Source organism: Yoonia sp. 72, assembly GCF_034652275.1.
Classification (GTDB): domain Bacteria; phylum Pseudomonadota; class Alphaproteobacteria; order Rhodobacterales; family Rhodobacteraceae; genus Yoonia.
This window is the reverse complement of sequence record NZ_JAXIWG010000003.1, coordinates 348,773-366,358: the sequence shown is the minus strand read 5'-3', so window position 1 is coordinate 366,358 and position 17,586 is coordinate 348,773. Positions and strand designations below refer to the sequence as shown.

18 protein-coding genes are annotated in these 17,586 nt (G+C 60.8%); 8 read left to right on the top strand and 10 right to left on the bottom strand.

All coding sequences use genetic code 11. The features are described from left to right. Positions 1 to 22: 22 nt before the first annotated feature. Together VCK47_RS14170 and VCK47_RS14165 are read left to right on the top strand one after the other, a co-directional pair. Positions 23 to 940, top strand: coding sequence for a sulfite exporter TauE/SafE family protein (locus VCK47_RS14170; protein ID WP_322890230.1), 918 nt, complete (start codon positions 23 to 25; stop codon positions 938 to 940). Further along, the gene (locus VCK47_RS14165) at positions 937 to 1,686 is read left to right on the top strand and encodes a TIGR02186 family protein (protein ID WP_322890231.1); all 750 of its coding nucleotides are present in this window, start codon (positions 937 to 939) and stop codon (positions 1,684 to 1,686) included. The genes VCK47_RS14170 and VCK47_RS14165 overlap by 4 nt, the downstream gene beginning before the upstream one ends. Here VCK47_RS14165 and VCK47_RS14160 read toward each other — a convergent pair. The 4 genes from VCK47_RS14160 to VCK47_RS14145 all read right to left on the bottom strand — a co-directional run bounded on the left by VCK47_RS14160 (position 1,683) and on the right by VCK47_RS14145 (position 6,858). Further along, positions 1,683 to 2,393 (bottom strand): SDR family oxidoreductase, encoded by a 711-nt coding sequence (locus VCK47_RS14160; protein ID WP_322890232.1) that lies wholly within the window; start codon positions 2,391 to 2,393, stop codon positions 1,683 to 1,685. The genes VCK47_RS14165 and VCK47_RS14160 overlap by 4 nt on opposite strands. Continuing rightward, positions 2,390 to 3,916, bottom strand: coding sequence for an ATP-dependent DNA helicase (locus VCK47_RS14155; RefSeq protein WP_322890233.1), 1,527 nt, complete (start codon positions 3,914 to 3,916; stop codon positions 2,390 to 2,392). Before VCK47_RS14155 ends, VCK47_RS14160 begins: the two co-directional genes overlap by 4 nt. A gap of 133 nt (positions 3,917 to 4,049) precedes the next feature. Continuing rightward, positions 4,050 to 5,345: a crotonyl-CoA carboxylase/reductase gene (gene ccrA / locus VCK47_RS14150; protein ID WP_322890234.1), complete on the bottom strand. Its 1,296-nt coding sequence runs from the start codon at positions 5,343 to 5,345 to the stop codon at positions 4,050 to 4,052. 115 nt (positions 5,346 to 5,460) lie between these two features. After that, positions 5,461 to 6,858: a 1-acyl-sn-glycerol-3-phosphate acyltransferase gene (locus VCK47_RS14145; protein WP_322890235.1), complete on the bottom strand. Its 1,398-nt coding sequence runs from the start codon at positions 6,856 to 6,858 to the stop codon at positions 5,461 to 5,463. 138 nt (positions 6,859 to 6,996) lie between these two features. Here VCK47_RS14145 and VCK47_RS14140 point away from each other — a divergent pair, with 138 nt between their 5' ends. The 4 genes from VCK47_RS14140 (at position 6,997) to VCK47_RS14125 (ending at position 10,874) form a co-directional block, all read left to right on the top strand. Beyond that, positions 6,997 to 8,964, top strand: a complete 1,968-nt coding sequence (locus VCK47_RS14140) for a protein meaA (protein WP_322890236.1) — start codon at positions 6,997 to 6,999, stop codon at positions 8,962 to 8,964. Positions 8,965 to 9,060: 96 nt separating this feature from the next. Beyond that, positions 9,061 to 9,387: an H-NS histone family protein gene (locus VCK47_RS14135; RefSeq protein WP_322890237.1), complete on the top strand. Its 327-nt coding sequence runs from the start codon at positions 9,061 to 9,063 to the stop codon at positions 9,385 to 9,387. 81 nt (positions 9,388 to 9,468) lie between these two features. Next, positions 9,469 to 10,173, top strand: a complete 705-nt coding sequence (gene deoD, locus VCK47_RS14130) for a purine-nucleoside phosphorylase (protein WP_322890238.1) — start codon at positions 9,469 to 9,471, stop codon at positions 10,171 to 10,173. Between the two features lie 119 nt (positions 10,174 to 10,292). Continuing rightward, positions 10,293 to 10,874 (top strand): hypothetical protein, encoded by a 582-nt coding sequence (locus tag VCK47_RS14125; RefSeq protein WP_322890239.1) that lies wholly within the window; start codon positions 10,293 to 10,295, stop codon positions 10,872 to 10,874. A 45-nt stretch (positions 10,875 to 10,919) separates the two neighbouring features. On the opposite strand, the gene VCK47_RS14120 is transcribed toward VCK47_RS14125, so the two are convergent. Then, complete coding sequence (locus tag VCK47_RS14120) at positions 10,920 to 11,765, bottom strand: urea carboxylase-associated family protein (RefSeq protein WP_322890240.1); 846 nt, start codon at positions 11,763 to 11,765, stop codon at positions 10,920 to 10,922. A gap of 39 nt (positions 11,766 to 11,804) precedes the next feature. Then, the gene (locus VCK47_RS14115) at positions 11,805 to 12,584 is read right to left on the bottom strand and encodes a succinate dehydrogenase iron-sulfur subunit (protein ID WP_322890241.1); all 780 of its coding nucleotides are present in this window, start codon (positions 12,582 to 12,584) and stop codon (positions 11,805 to 11,807) included. Between the two features lie 243 nt (positions 12,585 to 12,827). Between VCK47_RS14115 and VCK47_RS14110 the strand changes: the two genes are divergently transcribed. Together VCK47_RS14110 and VCK47_RS14105 are read left to right on the top strand one after the other, a co-directional pair. Next, on the top strand, positions 12,828 to 13,823 hold the full coding sequence (locus tag VCK47_RS14110; protein ID WP_322890242.1) for a glycosyltransferase family 4 protein: 996 nt from the start codon (positions 12,828 to 12,830) through the stop codon (positions 13,821 to 13,823). A gap of 13 nt (positions 13,824 to 13,836) precedes the next feature. Beyond that, positions 13,837 to 14,631: an FkbM family methyltransferase gene (locus tag VCK47_RS14105; RefSeq protein WP_322890243.1), complete on the top strand. Its 795-nt coding sequence runs from the start codon at positions 13,837 to 13,839 to the stop codon at positions 14,629 to 14,631. 23 nt (positions 14,632 to 14,654) lie between these two features. Here the strand turns inward: VCK47_RS14105 and VCK47_RS14100 are convergent, their stop codons facing one another. From VCK47_RS14100 to sdhC, 4 genes are read right to left on the bottom strand one after another with little or no spacing between them, the layout of a single operon-like run. After that, a complete protein-coding gene (locus tag VCK47_RS14100; protein WP_322890244.1) occupies positions 14,655 to 14,930 on the bottom strand; it encodes a hypothetical protein in 276 nt (91 codons plus the stop codon). Next, on the bottom strand, positions 14,930 to 16,735 hold the full coding sequence (gene sdhA, locus VCK47_RS14095) for a succinate dehydrogenase flavoprotein subunit (protein ID WP_322892293.1): 1,806 nt from the start codon (positions 16,733 to 16,735) through the stop codon (positions 14,930 to 14,932). The genes VCK47_RS14100 and sdhA overlap by 1 nt, the downstream gene beginning before the upstream one ends. 18 nt (positions 16,736 to 16,753) lie before the next feature. After that, positions 16,754 to 17,125, bottom strand: a complete 372-nt coding sequence (gene sdhD / locus VCK47_RS14090; protein WP_322890246.1) for a succinate dehydrogenase, hydrophobic membrane anchor protein — start codon at positions 17,123 to 17,125, stop codon at positions 16,754 to 16,756. Between the two features lie 12 nt (positions 17,126 to 17,137). Next, on the bottom strand, positions 17,138 to 17,521 hold the full coding sequence (sdhC, locus tag VCK47_RS14085) for a succinate dehydrogenase, cytochrome b556 subunit (RefSeq protein WP_322890247.1): 384 nt from the start codon (positions 17,519 to 17,521) through the stop codon (positions 17,138 to 17,140). Positions 17,522 to 17,586: the final 65 nt, after the last annotated feature.

Here is a 17,586-nt window from a genome sequence, read left to right as displayed (position 1 = left end):
GCACAAGCCCTCGGAACAGCCCATGTACATCTACCTTCCCATCGCCGAGGTTTCGGTGAATGCCTTCCTGTTACTCGGGTTGGGCGGCATCGTGGGCGTGCTGTCGGGCATGTTCGGCGTCGGCGGCGGCTTTCTGATCACGCCTTTGCTGTTTTTCATCGGTATCCCGCCCGCGGTCGCCGTGGCCACCAGCACCAACCAGATCGTCGCGTCGTCCATTTCGGGCGTGCTGGCGCATTTCAAGCGCAAGACCGTCGATCCGGTCATGGGCGGGGTGCTGCTGGTCGGCGGGGTGATCGGGTCCGCGATCGGGATCGTGATCTTCAACTACCTCAAATCGCTGGGTCAGGTCGATCTGCTGGTGCAGCTGTGCTATGTCGTCTTTCTGGGGGCTATCGGAACACTGATGTTCGTCGAAAGCCTGCGCGCGATCAGACGGTCCCGCGGGCCAAGTGCCGTGCCGCAGCGGCGCAAGCATAACTGGGTCCACAACCTGCCCTTCAAGATGAAATTCAGGGTGTCGGGGCTGTATATCTCGGTCATTCCGCCGGTCATGGTGGGGATGCTGGTGGGGATCCTCGCCGCCGTTATGGGTGTGGGCGGCGGCTTTATCATGGTGCCTGCGATGATCTATATCCTCGGGATGCCGACCAAGGTCGTGATCGGCACGTCGCTGTTGCAGATCATCTTCGTCGCGGGTTTCACCACGATGCTGCATGCGACGACCAACCAGACAGTTGACGTGTTATTGGCGCTTTTGCTGCTGATCGGTGGCGTGATCGGCGCACAGGTTGGCACGCGGATCGGTCTCAAGATGAAGGCGGAACAACTGCGCATCCTCTTGGCGATCATGGTGCTGGCCGTCTGCGGCAAGATCGCTCTCGATCTTCTGCTGATGCCGTCCGAGCTGTATTCGCTCAGCGTGGAGGGGCATTCATGATCCGTCTGTTTGCCATTTTGATGCTGCTTGCCCTGCCTGCCAAAGCCGAGGAAATCGTACTGGGCCTCAGCCGCGACGAAGTCGCCATTACCGTCACGTTCGAGGGGTCAGAGATCATCGTCTTCGGCGCGGTCAGCCGTACGGCACCTCCGCCACAGGACAGCACCCTTGGTGTCATCGTCACCATCGCAGGCCCAAGCGAACCCGTCACCGTCCGGCGCAAGGCGCGACAGATGGGCATCTGGGTGAACACCGACGCGGTTTTCGTCAACTCCGCGCCGTCCTTTTATGCGGTCGCCACCAGCGCCCCGATCAATGAAATCCTGCGCGAGGTCGAGGACCTGCGCCACCGCATCACGATTCCCCGCGCGATCCGGTCGGCGGGGGCCGTGGTCGAGGACAGCGTTGCCTTCACCGAGGCGCTGATCCGCGTCAAGACCGATCAGGACCTCTACCAGATGCGCGAAGGTGCCGTGACGCTGGATCAGGACACGCTGTTCCGCAGCGCGATTTCGATGCCCGCCAACCTGACCGAAGGCAATTATGACGTGCGCATCTACCTGACCCGCAATGGCAGCGTGATCGACAGTTGCACGACCACAATTCCGGTCAACAAGGTCGGGCTGGAACGCTGGCTATACAATCTCGCGCATGAGCAGGCATTCATCTATGGCCTGCTGTCGCTGGCGATCGCGATCGGTGCGGGCTGGCTTGCCTCTGCCGTCTTTACCTTGCTGCGCCGTTAACCCCGCCCGATATGCGGCATCTTGGAGGCCATCACCATCATGGTCTGCACATTGGCCTCGGGCGGCAGTGATGCCATGTGGAACACCGCGCGCGCCACGTCTTCCACAGCCATTGTCGGCAAAGGCGGCAAGCCTTCGGCGGCGCGCTTGACCTCCAGCCCCTGCACCAGTTCGGTGCGCGCATTGCCGATGTCGATCTGCCCGCAGGCGATGTCGAACGCACGCCCGTCCAGGGTCAGGGTCTTGGTCAGACCTGACACGCCGTGCTTGGTGGTGGTATAGCAGACCGACCCTTCACGCGGGGTATGGGCGGAGATCGACCCGTTGTTGATGATCCGTCCGCCTTGCGGCGTCTGGTGGCGCATCTGGCGGAAGGCTGCGCGCGCGCACAGGAACATGCCCGTCAGGTTCACATCCAGCACCGCGCGCCAGTCATCCAACGCAATTTCGTCAATCGTGGTCTGGGGGCCGAACATGCCCGCGTTGTTGAACAAGACATCCAGATGACCGAACGCGGTAAAGGCCGCAGCAACAGCCCCCTCATCCGTCACATCACAGGGCAAAGGCACGGCATTGGGATGCGCCATTTCGGCCAGCACCTCGGGCCTGCGGGCAATCAGGCCAACCCGCCAGCCCTGATCCAGAAAATGCAGCGCCGTGGCGCGCCCGATCCCCGCACTCGCACCGGTGATGATGATGGTTTTCATGAATCCTCCGCTTTCAACTCCAGTGTCGAGACCGGCACGTCCAGATCATCCACCCCCAGCGCTAGGTCGGGACGCGCCAGCCGGTTGCGCACGACCCAGCGCAACTGCGTTTCCGCCCGCGTGATCGCGACATAGGCAAGGCGTTTCCACAAGGGCTGGCCCGCCTCCATCCGGCCCATGCGGCTGGCTACCTCGATATCGGGGGCAAAGACCTGCACCGTGTCCCATTGCGACCCCTGCGCCTTGTGGATCGTGACCGCAGCACCGTGCAGGAACGTTGCCCCCATCCGCGCGGCGAAGGGGATGAACGGCTCTGCATCGCCTTCCAGTTCGATCTTGACGATGCTGGCCGCCGAAATGCGCGGGTCTTCCGCGCCCATCACATGAAGACGCGAAAAGCCGGGTTTGCGGCCGGGTCCCAGATAGATGACCTGCGCGCCTTTGATCAGCCCGCGCGCTTCAAGGTCCAGCCGTTTCTTACGGTGCTTTAACGGCAATTCGATCCCGTCGCAGATCAGGGGTTCCCCCGGCAGCAAGGCATCGGGTGGCGCGTTGAACGCGGCGCGGAATGCATGGATCAGCTTGATCCGCGTCGCATTGCGCCAGACCAGACAGGGCGAGCGCGCCATCAGATCAGCCTCGACCCGTTGCGCCATGACGACACGCTCGTCCCGCGCGGCGGCCTCGGCCACCATCCGCTCGAAGGCGTAGAAATCCAGCATCGGATCGGCCAAGGCATGGGCCAGATCAAGGATCGGGTTGTCGGCATCCTGCCGGTGAATCCGGCTCAGCGTCAGCACGCGGGATTTGGGCAGGGTTTCGAACACCATGCCGCCGCTGGATTGCACGGGCGGCAATTGCGCGGGATCACCGAACAAGAGCAGGGTCGGGAAAATCTCTTTCAGGTCCTCGAACTGCTTGGCATCCAGCATGGAACTTTCGTCGACAAAGCCGATATCCAGCGGTTCTTCGCGCCGTTTCCAGCCGGTGATGAAATCGCTGCCCCGCAGACCCGCCGCCGCAAGGGCCGCAGGCACCGAGGTATTGACCTGATAGGACGCCCAGGCGCGGTCCAACGCCACATCGGTCAGGCTTTCGATGTCGGGCCTCTCGCCCTGCCCTGCCAGCCATTCGGCGATCTTTTCATATTCGGGGTCATAGACGGGGGTGTAAAGAATCCGGTGGATCGTGGTCGCAGGCACGCCGCGGTTGCGCAAGACGCTCGCCGCCTTGTTGGTGGGGGCAAGAATGGCGAGCGTGCGGCGGTCCTTGCGCTTGCGCCCTTCCCAATCGCCGGAAATCACGTCGACGCCCGCCTCGGCCAAAGCCTTGTAAAGCTGGGCCAGCAGCATGGTCTTGCCCGACCCCGCCTTGCCGATGACGGCCAGAACCGAGGATTTGTCGCTTTGCGGCGGTTGCAGCAGGTGGTCATCAAGATCGACGCCCGCTTGACGCAGGGCGATGGCGACATTGTCCCAGGCTTCGGCCTGGTCTTCAGAAAAGGTGATCACGGGGGCGTTCATGGCGGCGACATTAGCCGCGCCCGCCCCCCGTCACCACCGCCTTCCGCATCTTCCGAGCATAAATATCCCCGCGCGGAGCGCATCCTGCCCTTTGCGCGCCACCACCCGGTGGCGATGGCGCGCGGGGGTGATCTCAGCGCCCCTCCCGTGACGCTTCGATCGTGTCGGCAAAGGTCCGCAGACCCATCGCCGGTGCCTGTACCAGCACGGCCATATTGCCGGGCTTGTGTTCGTTGCGGCGCATCTTGCCATGGGCCAGCGGAATTTCAGCCCAACTGAAACATTCCGACATGCAGGGGTCAAGTCTGCGTTCTACCATCAGGTTATTTGCCGCACTCGCCTGCTTGAGATGGGCGAAATGGCTGCCCTGCAACCGCTTCTGGTGCATCCACATGTACCGCACGTCAAAGGTACAGTTGAACCCCGTGGTGCCTGCGCAGATCACGACCATGCCGCCTTTCTTGCAGACCAGCGACGAGACAGGGAACGTGGCCTCGCCCGGATGTTCGAACACCATATCGACGTTCTTGCCTTTGCCGGTGATGTCCCAGATCGCCTTGCCGAAACGACGCGCCTCTTTCAGCCAGACGTCGTATTCGGCGGTGTTGACCTTGGGCAATTGCCCCCAGCAGGAAAAATCGTTGCGATTGATGACACCTTTGGCACCCAGCGACATCACAAACTCGCGCTTGCTTTCGTCGCTGATCACACCGATCGCATTCGCGCCCGCCGTATTGATGAGCTGGATCGCATAAGACCCCAGACCGCCTGACGCCCCCCAGACCAACACGTTCTGCCCGGGTTTCAGGTCATGCGGTTCATGGCCGAAAAGCATCCGGTAGGCGGTAGCCAGCGTCAGCGTGTAACAGGCGCTTTCTTCCCATGTCAGATGCTGTGGACGGGCCATCAGCTGCTGTGATTGCACGCGGGTGAATTGTGCGAATGACCCGTCGGCGGTTTCATAGCCCCAGATCCGCTGGCTGGCCGAATACATCGGGTCGCCGCCGTTGCAATCCTCGTCGTCGCCGTCGTCCTGATTGCAATGCACCACGACCTCATCGCCGACTTTCCAGCGCTTGACCTTGTCACCCACGGCCCAGACGATGCCCGCAGCATCCGACCCGAGGATCGCATAAGGGGCTTTGTGGCCGTCAAAGGTCGACACAGGCTGGCCCAGACAGGCCCAGACGCCGTTGTAATTGACCCCCGCCGCCATCACCAGAATGACGACTTCGTGGCTGTCAGGCTTGGGGCAATCGACGATTTCCAGCTGCAACGCGGTTTCAGGTTCGCCATGCCGTTCGCGCCGCAGCACCCAGGCATGCATCTGCGCGGGCAGATGACCCAAGGGGGGCATTTCGCCCATGGCATAAAGGTCTTTGCGTTCGGCCGCATAAGCCGCTTCGCCAGAGGTCAGATCAAGGGCCATTTCCATCTCCATCGCGATCTATCCGGTGTGCCGCAGTGCAGAATCACGCGGGCTTACCGGATTGATACGAAGCGCTACGCAAGATTGCAACACCACAAGAAGCTTTTTTGTAATTTTATGTCTGCTGCGACGCAGAAACAGGCACCGGCTCCAAAGCGCTTTCGAAATGATGCGCGATCGAATTGGCGTAATAGGTCAGGATCGGTCCGCCAAGGTCGGTCACGCGCACGGTCTTGCCGTTGCGGGCAATCAGGCGGCGTGCCTCTAGACGGGTCAATGCATCTGCGACGATATCTTCGGGGGCGCGGCGCGGGCGGGGTATCTGCCGCGCCTGCAACAGCGCCAGCGATGCGGTGACATCCTGCACCAACTGGTCCGCCGTGATCGGCCCCGCAGCCAGCAAATGGCGCGCCACAAGGGGCACACCGGGCACCGGTGTCACTTCGGCAATCCGCTGCATCAGCGTTTCCGCCAGCGCCTGCGTCACGTCACCTTTTGTGGTCGCGACAAAGGAGGACAGCTCCAACGGTTCACCGAAGCTGACCGAAGCTGTTCCGAAACCGCGAAACCGGCCCGTGATCCGCTGCCAGAAATGCCGCACCACGCGCCGCAGCACGTTCAGCAAAGGCGGCCGGAACCGCCGTCTTCCCGCCTTATGTGCCGAGATCAGGATTGTATCCTCCAGAACGCGGTCATAGTTCAGCGCAACAGGAATAAAGATCACCTCGCGCCGTGCGGGGTCGAAATCCTCGACGATATAGTTCAGCAGCCCTGTGCGCGGCGCAGCCAGCCTGCCATCCAGCGTCAGGCCACCTTCGGGGAACACCGCCTGCGTCACGCCCGCGCGCGTGGCCATCTGCACATAGCGCGCAAGCACCTTGCGATAGAGCGCGCCGCGCGAATTGCGCCGGATGAAATAGGCCCCCATCGACCGGATGATCGGCGACAACGGCCAGACCCGCGCCCATTCGCCCACGGCATAAGACAGCGCCCCTGCATTGGCGGCCAGATAGGTCACCAGCACATAGTCCATGTTGCTGCGGTGGTTGATGACGAAAACCACGGCCGCATCGGGGTCGATCTCGGCCATGCGCTTGCGGTCCAGACGCCCAAGCTGGATGCGATAGAGCGATTTCGACAGCCACCGCGCCAGCCTGATCCCGATGCTGAAATAGGCGGTCGCGGAAAACGACGGCACGATCTCGCGGGCATAGCTGCGCGCCTTCTCGAAAGCCACGTTTTCGGGGACGTTGTTGGCATGGGCATGGTCCACGACGGCCTGCGTGACCTCTGGATCGTAGATCAGGCGCTGGATCATGTCATAACGATGCGCGAGCTTGAACGGCTCGATCGGGCGTTGCAGTTTCTTGTTGACCCGCGCAATCACGCGTTCGGCGCGTTTGCGAAAAAACCAGCGGACAGACGGAAACAGGAAATGCGACGCAAACGTGACGCCCGCGAACAGAATGATCAGGACAAAAGCCCAGACCGGCATGGAAATCGTTTGCGTCATCAGGCGAAAGTGACAGGGTTCCGTGCCAAGGTAAATCCCGTCATGCCGCAACGCAGCGAATTGACAGCGCCACAAAATGTCCGATAAATAGCCCAGCGCGTAATTAAATTACGCAACATGATTCAGGAGAGACGCCCGATGTCGCAGATGCAAAAAGACCGCCCTTGGCTGTTCCGCACCTATGCGGGCCATTCGACCGCCGCGGCGTCGAACGCGCTCTATCGCGGCAATCTGGCGAAAGGGCAGACCGGCCTGTCGGTGGCCTTCGACCTGCCGACGCAGACAGGATACGACAGCGACCATATTCTGGCCAAAGGCGAGGTCGGCAAGGTCGGCGTGCCAGTGGCGCATCTGGGCGACATGCGGATGCTGTTTGCGGATATCCCGCTGGATCAGATGAACACCTCGATGACGATCAACGCGACCGCCCCGTGGCTGCTGGCGCTTTATATCGCTGTGGCCGAGGAACAGGGCGCAGATGTCAGCGCGCTGCAAGGCACCGTGCAGAACGACATCATCAAGGAATACCTCTCGCGCGGGACCTATATCTGCCCGCCGGAACCATCCTTGCGCATGATTACCGATGTGGCCGCCTATACCCGCGAACACCTGCCCAAATGGAACCCGATGAACGTGTGTTCCTATCACCTGCAAGAGGCGGGTGCGACGCCCGAAGAAGAACTGGCCTTTGCGCTGGCCACCGCCACGGCCGTGCTGGACGATCTGCGCGGCAAGGTGCCTGCCGAACATTTCCCCGAAATGGTCGGGCGCATTTCGTTTTTCGTGAATGCGGGCATCCGTTTCGTGACCGAATTGTGCAAGATGCGCGCCTTTGTCGAATTGTGGGACGAAATCTGCGCCACGCGTTACGGGGTCGAGGATGCCAAATACCGCCGCTTCCGATATGGCGTACAGGTCAACTCTCTTGGGTTGACCGAACAGCAGCCGGAAAACAACGTCTATCGCATTCTGCTGGAAACGCTGGCCGTGACCTTGTCGAAAAACGCCCGCGCCCGCGCCGTGCAATTGCCCGCTTGGAACGAAGCCTTGGGTCTGCCGCGCCCTTGGGACCAGCAATGGTCTTTGCGGATGCAACAAATTCTGGCTTATGAAACCGACCTTCTGGAATTCGACGATCTGTTCGACGGCAATCCGGCCATCGACCGCAAGGTCGCTGAATTGAAAGAAGGCGCGCGCGCCGAATTGGCACAGATCGACGGAATGGGCGGGGCGGTGAATGCCATCGGCTATATGAAATCGCGTCTGGTCGAAAGCAATGCCGCGCGGATCGCGGGAATCGAAAGCGGCGCGACGACCGTCGTCGGCGTGAACAAATGGCAGGCGGGCGAACCCTCGCCCCTGACGGCGGGCGATGACGCCATCATGATCGCCGATCCAGAGGCCGAGGCCGACCAGCTTGCCCGTCTTGCCGCATGGAAGGCCGCCCGCGACCCCGGGCAGGTGCGCGACGCGCTGGCCGGGTTGCGCGATGCGGCCAAGAGCGACACCAACATTATGATCCCTTCGATCGCCTGCGCGCGCGCGGGTGTGACGACCGGCGAATGGGCCGACGTGATCCGCGCCGTGTTCGGCCAATACCGCGCGCCCACAGGGGTCAGCGCCAATCCGTCGAACCGGACCGAAGGTCTGGATGATCTGCGCGAACAGGTCAATCAGGTCAGCACCGCACTGGGACGGCGGTTGAAATTCATGATGGGTAAACCGGGGCTGGACGGACATTCCAACGGGGCCGAACAGATCGCCGCGCGCGCCCGCGATTGCGGCATGGACATCGCCTATGAAGGCATCCGCCTGACGCCTGACGAAATCATCGCCTCGGCCCGCGACAACGGCGCCCATGTGATCGGCCTGTCGATCCTGTCGGGATCGCATGTCCCGCTTGTGCGTGATGTGATGGCGAAACTGCGCGCGGCGGGATTGGATGACATTCCCGTGGTCGCTGGCGGCATTATTCCTGACGAAGACGCAATTGCATTGCGCGCCATGGGTGTCGCAAAAGTCTATACGCCAAAAGATTTCGAGCTGAACAAGATCATGGCGGATATCATCACTTTGGCCGATCCACGGGCGACAGCGGCGGAATAGGGCCATATCTTTTTGGACATGCACAATCCGTTTTCATTTCCACGGGAATCCATTATCTGTATGTGATGCGTTACAAACCCAAAATGGATTGCATCGATGAATAAAGACCTTTCCACCATGACACGCACCGAGCTGGAAACGCTCAAGCGGCAAGTCGAAAAAGCTTTGGTTGACGTGGCAGAAAAAGACAAAAAAGCCGCTTTGGCCGCCGCTGAAAAAGCCGCTGCCGAACATGGTTTTTCCTTGGCCGAAATCACAGGCGGTGCCGCTCGCAAGGGCAAGACCGGCCCGAAATCCTCGGCACCGGCGAAATACCACAATCCTTCCGATTCCAGCCAGACCTGGACCGGCAAAGGCCGCCAGCCTGCGTGGTTCAAGCAGGCGCTGGCCAATGGCACATCGCCCGAAGCGATGGAAATCTGAAGAAAATCGCGGGAAAGGGTTTTGCCCTCTCCCGCTTTCCGGCACGGCAGGCTAGCGTCCCCGCAATAACAGGAGATGCTGATGACAGTTCATATTGGTGCCGCAAAAGACGATATCGCCCCGACCGTGCTGATGCCGGGCGACCCCTACCGCGCGAAATGGGCGGCTGAAACCTTTCTCGACGATGCGCGCTGTATCAATCAGGTGCGGGGCATGCTGGGCTTTACCGGCACATGGCGCGGCCATCCGGTCACGATCCAGGGGTCAGGCATGGGGATGCCATCGCTGTCGATCTACGCCAACGAACTGATCCGCGACTATGACGCCCAAACCCTGATTCGTATCGGGTCCTGCGGTGGTATGCAGGACCATGTCGGCATCCGTGACGTGATTCTCGCCATGACCGCGACCACGCTGTCCACCCCCTCGCGCGGCGTCTTCAAGGAACTGAACTTTGCCCCCTGCGCCGATTTCGGCCTTTTGACGGCAGCCCATCAGGCGGCCCGTGCCAAAGGCACAACGACCCATGTCGGCGGGATTTATTCGTCGGATGTGTTCTACGACGAACGCCCCGACCTGAACGAACAGATGATGCGCCACGGCATCCTCGGCGTCGAAATGGAGGCCGCCGAACTCTACATCCTCGCCGCGCGCTACAAACGCCGCGCGCTGGCTGTGCTGACCGTCAGCGACCACCTCATCACGCACGAGGCCCTGCCCGCCGAGGACCGCGAACGCAGCTTCGGCGACATGGTGGAGATTGCGCTCCAGGCAGCTTTTGCCTGAAGGCGACGTAGCTTCGAAAAAACCGTCCTTATCGCCATTTCTGGTAAATGGTCCAGATCGCGACACAATTGCCTGTTCAAACACACGCGCTAATATCAAAAAAAGGACGAACTAAACTCATGCGCGTAAAAATTGCTATCGCTGCCATAGCACTTGCATCAGGCTGCACGGACCAGATCATCGACAACAGGACTGTGTCGCGCTTTGCGACACCATCCTCAGCCGGCACGTTCAGCTCCCCTTCCGGCACGAACCGGAACTACATCATCGCAGGCCAGGGCTTCGCGTACAAGGCAGGCGTAGCGTCCAATCAGGACATCGTCGCGGTGGCCGGGATCATCCCCGGCACCACCGTCACGGCCATTCCGACAACCGGGAATACCGTTTACGCTGGGCAATACCGACTGGTGAGTGTGGGCGGGTTCACTCTGGACAATGGACTGTTGCGGGGCACAGAGACCCCGGTCAGCGGGAGCATCAGCCTCGGCGTCAATTTCGCCGAGCGGACGATCAGTGGAACATCGGGCAACTTGGCGGTGAACGGGACATTCGTCGGCAACACAATGTCAGGTGACGTGACCTACTCGGGTATCTCGGGCGATCTTCGCGGTGTCATCGGCGGCGACAAGGCTGTCGGGGCATTCCACGGAGAATCACCCACGCAACTCTTTGCGGGCGGCTTTTACGTCACGCCACGATAGGCAGTAGGGGTCTTGCCGCGCTCGGGCGCGGCAAGACCATCCTGCCTAGCGCCCGTGCGACCCGTCATAGGCGTTGACCGCGGGCGGCACCCATCCGGCAAGGTCCGCTGCCTGCGGTGTGCGGACCTCCATCAGCAGCGGATAACAGGCCGCCGTGTCCGACGAATGTTCGGCACTGCAATCACCTCCCGGACAGGCGCTCAGCACCGCGAGCAAGTCGATCTCGGCAAAAAGATCAAGATAGTCGCCCGGCCGCACGGGGCTGGCTTTCATGAAATACTGACCGGTGTCGCGGGTAAAGCCCGTGCACATGAACACATTCAGCACGTCATGCACGTGCCGCTCTGCCTGCGCCAAAGACAGCTCTGTCGCATCGGCCAAGGCGCGGGTCAGGTTGGAATGGCAGCAATGGTGGTAATCGACGCCCGACAAAAGCCGCCCCGTGTAAGGATCGCAGCGCGTGCCGATCACGTCATGCACCGAGCCGCCAAAACCGTCGATCCCGTACCAGCCCAGCGTATCGGCTACGATGGTCGCCATGGGGCGCAGATAGGGAAACGACGACCACAGCCTGTCGCCCGTCGTCACATGGGTTCCGTGCAGCGCGCGGGTCTTGCCCGAATAGAACCGCTCGTCGAGATTATCTGCAGCAAAGAGGTTCAGATCGCCAACCTGCGGCCCATCCACCGAGGAAATCCGCAACACAGCCCCCGCAGGCACGCGGATCGCGGCAGCATCACGTGGCGGAACTAGCACGCGCGCGCCAGCCTGCGCGCCTGCCGCCGCCCGCTGCAACAGCGCCATGTCAGGACGCGGCAAAGTATCGGTCGGATAGCAGATCACCGGTTTGACGGCGCGCCGCGCATCGGCATCATCGGGGATATTCATCATCGTTCGAGCCTAAATATCCCCGCCGGAGGCAAAAAGTTCTTAAACGACCCGCTCCACCATCATGCCCTTGATGCTGGCAATGGCTTTGGCCGGGTTCAACCCCTTGGGGCAGGTCTTGGCGCAGTTCATGATCGTGTGGCAGCGATAGAGCTTGAACGGATCTTCCAGTTCGTCGAGCCGCTCGCCCGTGGCCTCGTCACGGCTGTCCACGATCCAGCGATAGGCATGCAGCAGCGCGGCTGGCCCCAGATACCGGTCGCCGTTCCACCAATAGGACGGGCAGGATGTCGAACAGCAGGCACACATGACGCATTCGTAAAGGCCGTCCAGCTTCTTGCGGTCATCGACCGACTGCTTCCATTCCTTGGCAGGCGTGTTCGACTTGGTTTCCAGCCACGGCATGATGCTGGCGTGCTGGGCATAAAAATGCGTCAGATCGGGGATCAGGTCCTTGATGACGGGCATATGCGGCAGGGGGTAGATCTTGATGTCGCCCTTGATCTCGTCCATGCCATAGATACAGGCCAGCGTGTTGATCCCGTCGATGTTCATCGCGCAGGACCCGCAAATCCCCTCGCGGCAGGACCGGCGGAATGTCAGGGTCGGGTCGATCTCGTTCTTGATCTTGATGAGCGCATCCAGAACCATCGGCCCGCAGGTGTCCATATCGACGAAATAGGTATCAAGCTGCGGGTTCTTCCCATCCTCGGGGTTCCAGCGATAGATCTGCACCTTGCGCAGATTGGTCGCGCCCGCGGGCTTTGGCCAGGTCTTGCCTGTCGTCATCCGGGAATTCTTGGGAAGTGTCAGTTGTACCATTTTTCAGACCTTTATCCGCGTCGTCATCGTCGATTGCTGGTGTCTCGCATGATATATAACCTTTCCAGCAGGATCAAAAGTACTGTATTCGATCTGTGATCACAGCTGAAGCCGCCAGAGGGAGCGACGGCTGGACAACGCCAGACCAGCGGCGATAGCATGGGCCACCGGTAGCGGGATTTCATCATCCTTATCAGTATCTTGAACATACCCTATGCGCATGGAAACCCGTATCACAAGCTGTTGTACGGACCTGCCGGCCCTTATGTTCCGCTGGCGGGTGCCAAGGATCTGGGCCAGCTTGCACAATATGCCGCAGGGCAGAACAATCCCGTTCTTCATCTGCATTGGGACGACCGGATGTTCGGGCGCGATGACGAGCCGGATGCGAACCAGACCCACGCGCAAACACTGGTCAACCACCTGACAGCGTTCAAGCACGCAGGCGGCAAGATCTTTTGGACGATCCACAACAAACGCGCCCATTTCGAGCGGGATGCAGAGACTTTTGCCTGGGGGCGTGGCCAGCTTTGCGCATTGGCTGATCTGGTGCATGTCCATGCCCTGCATGCTGCCCGTCACATGATCGAGGATTGGGGCGTCGCCCCTGAAAAGATCAGGATCATCCGCCATCCCAGCTATCTGGGCGCTTACGAACCCGCCGAGGTCACATTGGCGCGGCCTTTGCCGCCCTCGCCCACCCGCCGCTTTGTGTTCTTTGGCACGATGCGCGGCAACAAGGGGATCGCACTGCTGCCAGAGGCCATCGCGCGGCTGGCAAAACACCGGCCGGATTTTGACCTGCTGATTGCAGGCAAGACCATGCGCCGCGCGATGCGGCGGATGCAGCCAATGATTGATCTGCCGCAGGTCAGCGTCAGGGACGGGTTCATCCCCGATGCCGATGTGCCCGCCATCTTTGCCGCGGGGCAGGTTTTTCTGGCGCCTTTCGGTGATTTCTTCACCTCGGGCAGCGTCATGCTAGCGCAAACCTTCGGCCTGCCGGTGATCGGACCCGACCGCGAAGAAATGCGCGCCATCACGCCGCCTGCCAACCACGACCTGCTTTATGACGGCCAACGGCCCAAGCCACTGGTCCAGATGATGAAGCGGCTGATCGACATGCCTGATGATGAATTGCAGGAACGGCGCGAGATCTGCTTGCAGTTTGCTGTCCAGACCCGCAGCGAAAGGATATGCGAAGCTTTCACCCAGACGATGCGATCGCTTCAAAGTTAGAAAGAAAGTTTCCATGAGCCGTGCCGATCCCTTTGCCTTTTTTCGCGCCTTGAAGGCGCTTGGCATAGAATTTGCTGCGACAGATCCGGCGAAGGCAAAGGATCTGCATCAAAGGCCGCGACCACTGCTGCGCCAACTGGAACGTCAAGGTTTTACGGTTGAGACGGCAAAGCCATCGACCCAAGCCCTCAGAGAGTTTGGCTTTCAGGTTGCCACCGTCTTTGACGTCGGTGTCGATGCCGGCACGCCGCTGATCTATGACGCCTTTCCCGATGCAAAGTTTGTCCTGATCGATCCGGTCCTGGAATCGCGCGACCGCGTCTCTCCTTGGAAAGAAAAGATCGACTTCGACTTTTTCGTTTGCGGGGTCGGGGCGGCGGCTGGGCGCATGCAGATCAATATTCCGATGCGCCCCGGCAAGACGAGTTTGGCACGGGCATCGCTGGCCACATTCACCGATGCCAACGCCTCCATGTTTACGCAGTTCGAACAAAGAGACGTGGAAATCCGGACACTCGACAGTATCGCACAGAATTACGAAGGCCCGTTCGGTCTCAAGATCGACACCGAAGGTTTTGAGCTCGAAGTCATCAAGGGCGCGCGCGCGATGCTGACGAAATGTGAATTCGTCATTGCAGAAGTGTCGGTCAAACGCAGATTTGCCAATGGGTACCGCTTTAGCCAGTTCATCGCCGAAATGGGTGAAAGCGGGTTTGAACCGATAGACTTCTTACGCCCCTTACGGCCCGATGCCGTCGATTGTGACGTTCTTTTCGCACGATACGATAGTCATCGCTTCGATTTCTGATTGAAGACGGATGAACAGGCCCGTTACCGCAGCCGCACCGGCCTGATCGGCATTTCGCCTGTCAGCCGGAACACGCATTCATCATAGAGCTGCAGTGGATCACGCCCGCGGATCGCGTCCGACGTGATCCCGATGCTGCCGCTGGCGAATGGCCCGCTGTTGCTGTTCGCACCAAGCGTCAACCCTACCGTCGGCCCCTGTGCTGCGCGGGCGCGTTCCTCGCAGCGGTCGGCGGCGCGTTCCGGGGATACCGGACCGCAGGCCGCCAACCCCAGCAAAAGAACCGCCGCCCAGCGCATCAGAAGGTCCGCACTTTCGGCTTGATCCGGTCTTCTGCGATGCCGCCTTCGGCCTCGGAGGTGAGCGGCTTGGTGATGACAGGGCGATAGCTCAGCGTGGTTTTCGCGCCATCGACATGGGCCAGCGTGTGGACCCGCCATTTCGCGTCGTCGCGGTCGGGGTAATCCTCATGCGCATGCGCGCCACGGCTTTCCTTGCGCGCCTCTGCCCCGACAATCGTTGCCAGCGCGTTGGGCATCAGGTTGTCCAGCTCCAGCGTTTCCATCAGGTCGCTGTTCCAGACAAGAGACCGGTCGGTGACCTTCAGATCGTCCATCTTGCCCGCAATCGCGGTCATCTTGGCGACACCTTCGGCCAGCGTCTTGTCGGTGCGGAACACGGCCGCGTCTTCCTGCATCGCGCGCTGCATCTCCAGCCGCAGCTCGGCGGTGCCGACATTGCCCTTGGCATGGCGCAGGCGGTCAAAGCGGGCAAAGCTTGCATCCACCGACACTTTGTTCAGCGTGGGGTTGGCAGCCTTTCGGTCCACGACATGACCATCCCGGATCGCGGCAGCGCGGCCAAAGACCACAAGATCGATGAGGCTGTTCGACCCCAGCCGGTTCGCGCCATGGACCGATGCACAGCCCGCCTCGCCCACGGCCATCAGGCCGGGCACGATCGCGGTCGGGTTGTCGGCGGTCGGGTTCAGCACCTCGCCATGATAATTGGTGGGGATACCGCCCATGTTGTAATGCACGGTCGGCAGCACGGGTATCGGTTCCTTGGTCACATCGACGCCCGCGAAAATCTTGGCGCTTTCCGAAATACCGGGCAGCCGTTCGGCCAAGGCCTCTTTCGGCAGATGGTTCAGATTCAGGTGGATATGGTCGCCATTCGCACCCACACCGCGCCCTTCGCGAATTTCCATCGTCATGCAGCGGCTGACGTAATCGCGCGGCGCCAGATCTTTGTAGTTCGGCGCATAGCGTTCCATGAACCGCTCGCCTTCGGAATTGGTCAGATAGCCGCCTTCGCCGCGCGCGCCTTCGGTGATCAGGCAGCCCGCGCCGTAAATGCCGGTGGGATGGAACTGCACGAATTCCATATCCTGCAAAGGCAGCCCCTGCCGCGCGACCATGCCGCCACCGTCACCGGTGCAGGTATGGGCGGATGTCGCGCTGAAATAGGCGCGGCCATAGCCGCCCGTGGCCAGCACCACCATCTTGGCGTTGAACACATGCATGGTGCCATCGTCGAGCTTCCATGCGATCACGCCCTGACACACGCCGTCATCGGACATGATCAGGTCCAGCGCGAAATACTCGATATAGAACTCGGCCTTCTGTTTCAGCGACTGACCGTAAAGCGTGTGCAGGATCGCGTGGCCGGTCCGGTCGGCGGCAGCACAGGTGCGCTGCACGGCGGGGCCTTCGCCGAACTCGGTTGTGTGCCCGCCAAAGGGGCGCTGGTAGATCTTGCCTTCTTCGGTGCGCGAGAACGGCACGCCGTAATGTTCGAGCTCGTAAACCGCCTTGGGCGCTTCACGGGCAAGGTATTCCATCGCATCCGTATCGCCCAGATAATCCGACCCTTTGACCGTGTCGAACATGTGCCATTGCCAATGATCGGGGCCCATATTCGACAATGACGCAGCGATCCCGCCTTGGGCTGCAACAGTGTGGGACCGTGTCGGGAACACCTTGGTGATACAGGCGGTGCGCAGGCCCTGTTCGGCCAGCCCCAAAGTCGCGCGCAGTCCCGCGCCCCCCGCCCCTACGACGATCGCGTCATAGGTATGTGTCTCATAGTCATAAGCGGCCATCTGGTATTGCTCCGAAAATTACAATGCGATGCGGATGATCGCGAAAACCGCAAACCCCGCCGCGGCATAAGACAGGCAGATCATGAAAATGATCGCCGCCTTGCGTGCGAAACCATGAACATAATCCTCGATCACGGTCTGGACACCCAGACGGAAGTGGAAAAACCCCACCAGCATCGTCAGGATGGCCACCACCGCCGGAAACGGGCGCTGATAATAGGCGATCACGTCTTCATAAGGCGCGCCAAGGATCATGCCGAAGGTAAAAACGAACAGCGGGATCAGCACCAGAAGGGCGACCGACGTCACCATCATCTGCCAATGATGATGCGTGCCGGTCTTGGCCGACCCCATGCCCACCGCGCGTTTGCGATCTGTCAAAAATGCCATAGCGGTTGATCCTTACAATATAATCACGGTGATGACCGTCAGCACCACCGACAGGGCGACCATCGCTTGACCTGCGCGTTCCGAACTGGCCACGTCCAGCATCCGGCCGCTGTCCCAGACCAGATGCCGCAACCCGCCAAGGCTGTGATACCACAGCGCCCAGATCGACCCGAGCATCACCAGCTTGCCGAACCAGCTGGTCAGCACGCCATCGGCAACTTCAAAGGCCTCGGGGCCGGTTGCGGCTGCGACGAACCACCACACGATCAGCAGACCCGCGACCAGCAGGGCATTGCCCGTGATCCGCACAAGGATCGAGGTGATCGAGGTCCATTGCGGGCGATAGATCGTCAGATGCGGTGAAAGCGGGCGATTGCCCCGGTTCACATCGGCCATGGTCGTTCCCTTCAGTGGCGCGCGCTGTCCGGCTCGACGGCGCATTGGCTTCCTACTTGCACCAT

Coding starts and splice junctions, on each gene's coding strand:
- VCK47_RS14170 (WP_322890230.1), top strand. CDS start 23: ATGTACATCTACCTTCCCATCGCCGAGGTTTCGGTGAATGCCTTCCTG.
- VCK47_RS14165 (WP_322890231.1), top strand. CDS start 937: ATGATCCGTCTGTTTGCCATTTTGATGCTGCTTGCCCTGCCTGCCAAA.
- VCK47_RS14160 (WP_322890232.1), bottom strand. CDS start 2,393: ATGAAAACCATCATCATCACCGGTGCGAGTGCGGGGATCGGGCGCGCC.
- VCK47_RS14155 (WP_322890233.1), bottom strand. CDS start 3,916: ATGAACGCCCCCGTGATCACCTTTTCTGAAGACCAGGCCGAAGCCTGG.
- ccrA (WP_322890234.1), bottom strand. CDS start 5,345: ATGGCCCTTGATCTGACCTCTGGCGAAGCGGCTTATGCGGCCGAACGC.
- VCK47_RS14145 (WP_322890235.1), bottom strand. CDS start 6,858: ATGACGCAAACGATTTCCATGCCGGTCTGGGCTTTTGTCCTGATCATT.
- VCK47_RS14140 (WP_322890236.1), top strand. CDS start 6,997: ATGTCGCAGATGCAAAAAGACCGCCCTTGGCTGTTCCGCACCTATGCG.
- VCK47_RS14135 (WP_322890237.1), top strand. CDS start 9,061: ATGAATAAAGACCTTTCCACCATGACACGCACCGAGCTGGAAACGCTC.
- deoD (WP_322890238.1), top strand. CDS start 9,469: ATGACAGTTCATATTGGTGCCGCAAAAGACGATATCGCCCCGACCGTG.
- VCK47_RS14125 (WP_322890239.1), top strand. CDS start 10,293: ATGCGCGTAAAAATTGCTATCGCTGCCATAGCACTTGCATCAGGCTGC.
- VCK47_RS14120 (WP_322890240.1), bottom strand. CDS start 11,765: ATGATGAATATCCCCGATGATGCCGATGCGCGGCGCGCCGTCAAACCG.
- VCK47_RS14115 (WP_322890241.1), bottom strand. CDS start 12,584: ATGGTACAACTGACACTTCCCAAGAATTCCCGGATGACGACAGGCAAG.
- VCK47_RS14105 (WP_322890243.1), top strand. CDS start 13,837: ATGAGCCGTGCCGATCCCTTTGCCTTTTTTCGCGCCTTGAAGGCGCTT.
- VCK47_RS14100 (WP_322890244.1), bottom strand. CDS start 14,930: ATGCGCTGGGCGGCGGTTCTTTTGCTGGGGTTGGCGGCCTGCGGTCCG.
- sdhA (WP_322892293.1), bottom strand. CDS start 16,735: ATGGCCGCTTATGACTATGAGACACATACCTATGACGCGATCGTCGTA.
- sdhD (WP_322890246.1), bottom strand. CDS start 17,125: ATGGCATTTTTGACAGATCGCAAACGCGCGGTGGGCATGGGGTCGGCC.
- sdhC (WP_322890247.1), bottom strand. CDS start 17,521: ATGGCCGATGTGAACCGGGGCAATCGCCCGCTTTCACCGCATCTGACG.